The sequence below is a fragment of the Streptomyces sp. NPDC126497 genome (genome assembly GCF_040302425.1).
Taxonomy (GTDB): domain Bacteria; phylum Actinomycetota; class Actinomycetes; order Streptomycetales; family Streptomycetaceae; genus Streptomyces.
In genome coordinates, this window is the sequence record NZ_JBEORT010000173.1 from 1 (window position 1) to 6,756 (window position 6,756).

At 75.5% G+C, this 6,756-nt stretch carries 5 protein-coding genes; 3 read left to right on the forward strand and 2 right to left on the reverse strand.

What is annotated here, in order from left to right; genetic code table 11:
- Positions 1-1,523 (forward strand): alpha/beta hydrolase (locus ABTY20_RS34490; protein ID WP_502991956.1); only part of this gene is annotated, 1,523 nt, incomplete at its 5' end.
- Here the strand turns inward: ABTY20_RS34490 and hemQ are convergent.
- Both hemQ and hemG read right to left on the reverse strand, forming a co-directional pair.
- Positions 1,524-2,255, reverse strand: a complete 732-nt coding sequence (hemQ, locus tag ABTY20_RS34495) for a hydrogen peroxide-dependent heme synthase (protein WP_352001095.1) — start codon at positions 2,253-2,255, stop codon at positions 1,524-1,526.
- A 5-nt stretch (positions 2,256-2,260) separates the two neighbouring features.
- Entirely contained in the window at positions 2,261-3,718 is a 1,458-nt protein-coding gene (hemG, locus tag ABTY20_RS34500; RefSeq protein WP_352001096.1) for a protoporphyrinogen oxidase, read from the reverse strand.
- 168 nt (positions 3,719-3,886) lie between these two features.
- Between hemG and ABTY20_RS34505 the strand changes: the two genes are divergently transcribed.
- Positions 3,887-4,906, forward strand: a complete 1,020-nt coding sequence (locus tag ABTY20_RS34505; RefSeq protein WP_352001097.1) for a DUF4349 domain-containing protein — start codon at positions 3,887-3,889, stop codon at positions 4,904-4,906.
- 48 nt (positions 4,907-4,954) lie between these two features.
- Positions 4,955-6,352, forward strand: coding sequence for an FAD-dependent oxidoreductase (locus ABTY20_RS34510; RefSeq protein ID WP_352001098.1), 1,398 nt, complete (start codon positions 4,955-4,957; stop codon positions 6,350-6,352).
- Positions 6,353-6,756: the final 404 nt, after the last annotated feature.

Genomic DNA, 6,756 nt, shown 5'->3' on the forward strand with positions numbered 1-6,756 from the left:
TTGCCACTGGAGCGATGTCTTTCGGCTCAATCTCGCATGAGGCACACTCTACTTTAGCCATTGCCATGAACCGTATCGGCGGAAAGAGTCTCCCGGGCACCGTCGAGTGCGGCACGCTCCGCGTCCCGCTCGACTACGCCCGCCCGGACGGGAAGCGGATCGCACTCACCGTCAGCCGCGCCCGCGCCACCGGGAAGGACCCCGACGGCGGCACGCGCGAGGTGCCCCGGCAGGGCGCCCTGGTCCACAACCCGGGCGGTCCCGGCGCCACCGGCATGTACTTCCCCATGATGGGCGCGCTGCCCGAGTGGAAGCGCCTCGCGGCGGCGTACGACCTCGTCGGCTACGCCCCGCGCGGGGTGGGCCGTTCGGCCCCGCTGTCCTGCACGGACCCGGGGACGTTCTTCGAGGGCCCCGCGAAGGCGCCGGTCCACCCCACCGCGGCGTACAAGCGGGAGCGCGTCGCGCGGGCCGAGGCGTACGCGCGCGGCTGCGCCGAGCGCAACGGCGACGCGCTGCGCCACTACAACTCCCTCAACAACGCCCGTGACCTGGACGTCCTGCGCGCCGCGCTCGGCGAGGACCGGCTGACGTTCCTGGGCTCGTCGTACGGCACGTACTTCGGGGCGCTGTACGCCACGCTGTTCCCCTCGCACGTGCGGCGGATGGTGTTCGACTCGGCGGTGAATCCGGCCCCGGAACGGATCTGGTACCGCAACAACCTCGACCAGTCGGCGGCGTTCGAGGACCGCTGGGCGGACTTCAAGGCGTGGGCCGCCCGGCACGACGACGTGTACGGCCTGGGCGGCACGGCGCTCGAGGTGCAGCGCGGCTACGAGCGGGCCCGTGCGCGGCTGGCGCGGGAGCCGGCCGGCGGCAAGGTCGGCCCCCGGCAGCTGCAGGCGGCGTTCCTGGGGGTCGGGTACTACGACGACCACTGGCCGCACCGCGCGCACGCGCTGTCGGCGTACCTGAAGGGCGATCCCGCGCCGCTGGTCGAGCAGGCCCAGGAGCATCCGGAGGCGGCGGCGGAGGCCGAGAACGCGCGGGCGGTGTACCTCGCCGTGGAGTGCAACGACGCGCCCTGGCCGGAGGACTGGGCGGTGTGGGACCGGGACAACACCCGGCTGGCGCGCCGCGCGCCCTTCGAGACCTGGGACAACGTGTGGACCAACCTGCCGTGCGCCTACTGGCGGGCGCCCCGGCGGCGGCCGCTGGACGTGCGCGCGGACGGCGGCGGGCTGCCGCCGACGCTGATCCTCGCGGCGGAGCGGGACGCGGCCACCCCGTACGCCGGCGCCCTGGAGCTGCACCGGCGGCTGGCGGGGTCGGCGCTGGTGACCGAGCGGGACGCCGGCAGCCACGGCCTCGCGGGCGGGCCCAACACCTGCGTCCACGGCCACCTGGAGGCGTACCTGCTGGACGGGCGCGTCCCGGGGCGGCGCGCCTGGTGCGCGCCGCACCCGGAACCCGAGCCGGCGCCGGCGGACCGGCGGGCCGGAAGGGACCGGCCCGCCGCCTGATCAGGCCAGGCCCGCGACCAGTTCCGCGACGTCCTTGCGGCGGCCCGTGAAGAACGGGACCTCCTCGCGGACGTGCATCCGGGCCTCCGAGGCGCGCAGGTGGCGCATGAGGTCGACGATCCGGTGCAGCTCGTCGGCCTCGAAGGCGAGGATCCACTCGTAGTCGCCCAGCGAGAACGAGGCGACCGTGTTGGCGCGCACGTCGGGGTAGCCGCGGGCCATCTTGCCGTGGTCGGCGAGCATGCGTCGGCGGTCCTCGTCGGGCAGCAGGTACCAGTCGTAGGAGCGCACGAAGGGGTAGACGCTCACGTAGTCGCGGGGTGTCTCGTCGGCGAGGAACGCCGGGATGTGCGAGCGGTTGAACTCGGCGGGCCGGTGCAGCGCCATGTTCGACCAGACCGGCTCCAGGGCGCGGCCCAGCCCGGTGCGGCGGAAGAGGTTGTAGGCCTCCTGGAGCTGGTCGGCGGTCTCGGCGTGCCACCAGATCATGAGGTCGGCGTCCGCGCGCAGGCCCGACAGGTCGTAGGTGCCGCGGATCGTGACGTCCTTGGCGGCGAGCTGGTCGAACAGCTCCTGGACCTCGTCGGCGTAGCCGGCGCGGTCCTCCGGCAGGACGTCCTTCAGCTTGAAGACGGACCAGAGGGTGTAGCGGATGACCTCGTTGAGGTCCTTGGCCAGCTTGCCCTTGTTCGGGATCCGGTCGGGGGCGGGGGTGGTGGCGTCGTCGCTCATGTCCCTCATTCTCCTGCTCCTCCGTGGAGGCTCTGCACCGGGTGGGCGGTGAGTTCCTGCACACCGCGCAGGTCACCGCGGATCTGGTCGGCCGCGGCGTACGCGCTCGCGATGCACGCGGGGACGCCGACGCCGTCGTAGGCCGCGCCGCACACGGCGAGCCCGGCGAGGCCCGCGAGGTGCTCGCGGACGCGGGCCACGCGCGCGTGGTGGCCGACGGGGTACTGGGGCAGTCCGTCCCGCCAGCGGGTGACGCGGGCGGCGACCGGGACGGCGTCCAGGCCGACGGCGGCCTTCAGGTCGTGCCGGGAGACCTCCACGAGGCCGTCGTCGTCGCGGCGCAGGATCTCCGTCTCGCCGTGGCGGCCCACGGAGGTGCGCAGGACGACCAGGTCCGGGTTCTCCTCGGCGATCCAGCCCCATTTGGCGGAGGCGAAGGTGGCCGCCTTGATGGTGCGGCCGTCGACGGGCGGCACCAGGAATCCGCTGCCCTCGGGCAGTGCGGTCTCCGCGCGGCGGTAGGCGAGGGTGATCAGCGCCATGGAGGCGTACTCGACGCCGGCGAGTTCGGCGGCGGCGCCGGGCGCCTCGGCGCGCAGCAGTCCGGCGGCGGCCGGGGCGGGGACGGCGACGACGACCGCGTCGGCGTGCAGGACGCGGCCCCCGGCGACGACCCGCCAGCCGTCCTCCGGTGCCCGGCGCAGCTCCGTGACCGGCGTGCCGGTGAGGATCTCGGCGCCGTCCGCCCGCAGCGCGTCGGCGACCGCGAGCGGGAGGGTGCCCACTCCGCCCGCGATGCCCGTGAAGACGGGGCCGGCCTGCGCCGAGGCGGCGGACCTCGCCTGGATCCCGCGGACCGCCTCGGTGAGGGAGGTGTGGGTGCGGGCGGCCTCGAAGAGCTGCGGGACCGCCGAGCGCATCGAGATGCGGTACGCGTCGCCCGCGTACACCCCGCCGAGCAGGGGCTCCACCAGGCGGTCGACGACCTCGCGGCCGACGCGCGCCGCCACGTACTCGCCGACGGCCACGTCGTCGCCGACCTCGGTGCGGGGCAGGTCGGCGTCGCGGCCGATGCGGGCCAGTCCCTCCTCGGACAGGACTCCGGCGAGGGCCTCGGCGGTGCCGGGCACCCCCATGACGTGGCCCTTGGGCATGGGGTGCAGGGCGCCCCGGGTCCACAGCGAGGCGGTGGCGGTGGCCGGCGGCCGGAGCCGGTCGGCGAGGCCCACCGCACGGGCGAGGCCCACCGCCTCGGGGCGGCGGGCCAGCAACGACTCGGCGCCGAGGTCGACGCGCGCGCCCGCGATCTCTCCCGGCAGCAGCTTGCCGCCGACCCGGTCCGAGGCCTCCAGCACGGTGACCCGTGCCCCGTGCTCCCGCAGCCGGTGGGCGGCGGCCAGCCCGGCGATTCCGGCCCCGACGACGACGGCGTGCTGCCGGGAGCCCGTGTGTGATCCGCTCATGGCTCCACCCTCTCAAACGCCGTCGGCGTTCCCGCCAGGGCCATGTGGCCCCGCCGAGTCCCCACCGAGTCCCCACCGTGACCGCATCGGGACCGTCCGGCGCCAACGTTCCGCCCCCCTCCCGCGTCGAAGGAGCGTCAGTCACCGCCACCGGGGGGAGTCCCACACATGCGCACACGACGATCCGTACGACCCGCCCACGCCCTGGCCGGGGTACTGCTGGCGGCGGCCCTCGCCGTCGGCGGGTGCAGCGGCGCGGGCGACGACTCCGCCGGGTCCGCGGCCGCCGGCAAGGCCGCCGACAAGGCCGCCGACGCGCCGGCGTACGGGCGGGAGGCGGTCCCGGAGAAGGGCGCGCGGCAGGGTGTCCCCGGTGGTTCGGCGGACGGCGCGAGGGCGAGCGCGCCGTCGGAGGCCGCCGCGGACCACGTCATCCGCACCGCCTCCCTGACCGTGCGGGTGAAGGACGTCCCCGAGGCGCTGGACGAGGCCCGGACGACGGCCGGGGCCGCGGGCGGCTACGTCGGCAAGGAGACCACCGAGCGGGACGAGGAGGGCCGCGAGCGCACGCGCGTGGTGCTGCGCGTGCCCGTCGGGAAGTACGACGAGGTCCTCGCCGACCTCGAGGGCACGGGCAGGCTCCTCGAGCGCAGCGCCAAGGCGCAGGACGTCACCGACCAGGTGGTCGACGTGGGGAGCCGGATCACCACCCAGCGGGCCAGCGTGGCCCGCATCCGGGAGCTGATGGACCGGGCCACCAGGCTCAGCGACGTGGTCACCCTGGAGGGCGAGCTGAGCAGCCGCCAGGCCGACCTGGAGGCCCTGCTCGCCCGGCAGGAGTCCCTGAAGGACCGCACGAGCCTGGCCACCATCACCCTGTCCCTGTCCGAGGCCCCGGTGGAGGCCGCGCGGGACGACGGGGATCCCGGTTTCACGGACGCCCTGGCGGGCGGCTGGGACGCGTTCGTGACGGTGCTGCGCTGGCTGGCGGTGGCGTCCGGCGCGGTGCTGCCGTTCGCGGTGGCGGCGGCGCTGCTCGTCCTGCTGTGGCGGAAGGCCGTACGCCCCCGGCTGCCGCGGCGGCCGGAGCCGGCGCCCGTGACGACCGCCCTCGGCCCGCTGCCGGCGGCCCGGCCCGCGCCGTCGTCGGCGCCCCGTCCGGCGTCCGACGGGGGCGGGGAGGGCTGAGAGGACCTCGGGCGGGCCCGAAGTCCCCGGCCCCCGTAGCGTGTTCGCATGAACATGAGCGATGCGCGCGGTGCGAGGGAACGCCTGGTGGTGATCGGCGGTGACGCCGCGGGGATGTCCGCGGCGTCCCGGGCCCGCCGGCTGAAGGGCCCGGACGAGCTGGAGATCGTGGCGTTCGAACGCGGCCACTTCACCTCCTTCTCGGCGTGCGGCATCCCCTACTGGGTGAGCGGTGACGTCCCCGACCGGGACCGGCTGATCGCGCGCACCGCCGAGGAGCACCGCGCGCGGGACATCGACCTGCGGCTGCGCACCGAGGTCACGGAGCTCGACCTCGACCGGGGGCGGGTACGCGCGCGGGACGTCGAGTCCGGCGCCGAGTCCTGGACGTCGTACGACAAACTGGTGATCGCGACCGGTGCGCGGCCGGTCCGCCCCGAGCTGCCCGGCATGGACGCCCCCGGGGTGCACGGCGTGCAGACCCTGGACGACGGGCAGGCCCTCCTCGACACGCTGTCCCGGACGCGCGGGCGCCGCGCGGTGGTCGTCGGGGCGGGGTACATCGGCGTGGAGATGGCCGAGGCGATGATCAAGCGCGGTTACGAGGTGACGGTCGTCAACCGCGGCGAGGAACCCATGGCGACCCTCGACCCCGACATGGGGCGCCTGGTGCGTAAGGCCATGGAGGGCATGGGCATCACGATGGTGAACGGCGCCGAGGTCACCGGGCTGCTCACCGGGGACGACGGCGGGGTGCGGGCGGTCGCCACCGAGGACGCCGCGTACCCGGCGGACGTCGTCGTGCTCGGCATCGGGGTGCGCCCGGAGACGTCCCTGGCGCGCGCCGCCGGACTCCCCCTGGGGAAGTACGGCGGACTGCTCACCGACCGGGCGATGCGGGTGCGCGGGCACGAGAACGTCTGGGCCGGCGGCGACTGCGTGGAGGTCCTCGACCTGGTCTCCGGGCAGCAGCGGCACATCCCGCTGGGCACGCACGCCAACAAGCACGGCCAGATCATCGGGGCGGGCGTCGGCGGCGGCTACGCCACCTTCCCGGGCGTGGTCGGTACGGCGGTCAGCAAGGTGTGCGACCTGGAGATCGCGCGCACCGGGCTGCGGGAGAAGGACGCCCGCCGCGTGGGCCTGCGCTTCGAGGCGGTCACCATCGAGTCGACCAGCCGCGCGGGCTACTACCCGGACGCCGCCCCCATGACGGTGAAGATGCTCGCCGAACTGCGCACCGGCCGGCTCCTCGGCGTCCAGATCGTCGGCCGCGAGGGCGCGGGCAAACGCGTCGACGTCGCGGCGGTCGCCCTCACGGCCGGCATGACGGTGGAACAGATGACCGCCCTGGACCTGGGCTACGCCCCGCCGTTCTCCCCCGTCTGGGACCCGGTCCTGGTGGCGGCCAGGAAGGCAGCGGCGAAAATCCGGGCGACCGTGTGAGAAGGGGCGGGGCGGGGCCCCCGGAAGGGGCGCCGGGCCGGCAACCCGTCCGGCGAGGTGTCCGCGGGCGCCGCGGAGCCCGTGCCGGATCCGGGGCTCATCGGGTGTGCTCCGCGCCGTGCGAGGCCTCGTCCCGGGGGTGGTGCCGTCCCGGACGCGGCTCCGGTGAAACCGGCCCCACCGTGCGCCCGGCCGCAAAGAACACGGCGCACGGCGCCCCCGGGGCCAGGACGGATCCGATCGCTCCGCCGTGGGTGAGGGAAGACCGCGGTCGCCGTTCCGCGTCCATGGCCGGCCGGCCGCGTGCGCGGGGCGCGGGGTTCCCGCACGTCCCCGATCGCCCCGGGCACGCGTACCCGCGGTCCGTGCCCCCGGACGGGGTGACGGCGTCCGCCGCCGACGGC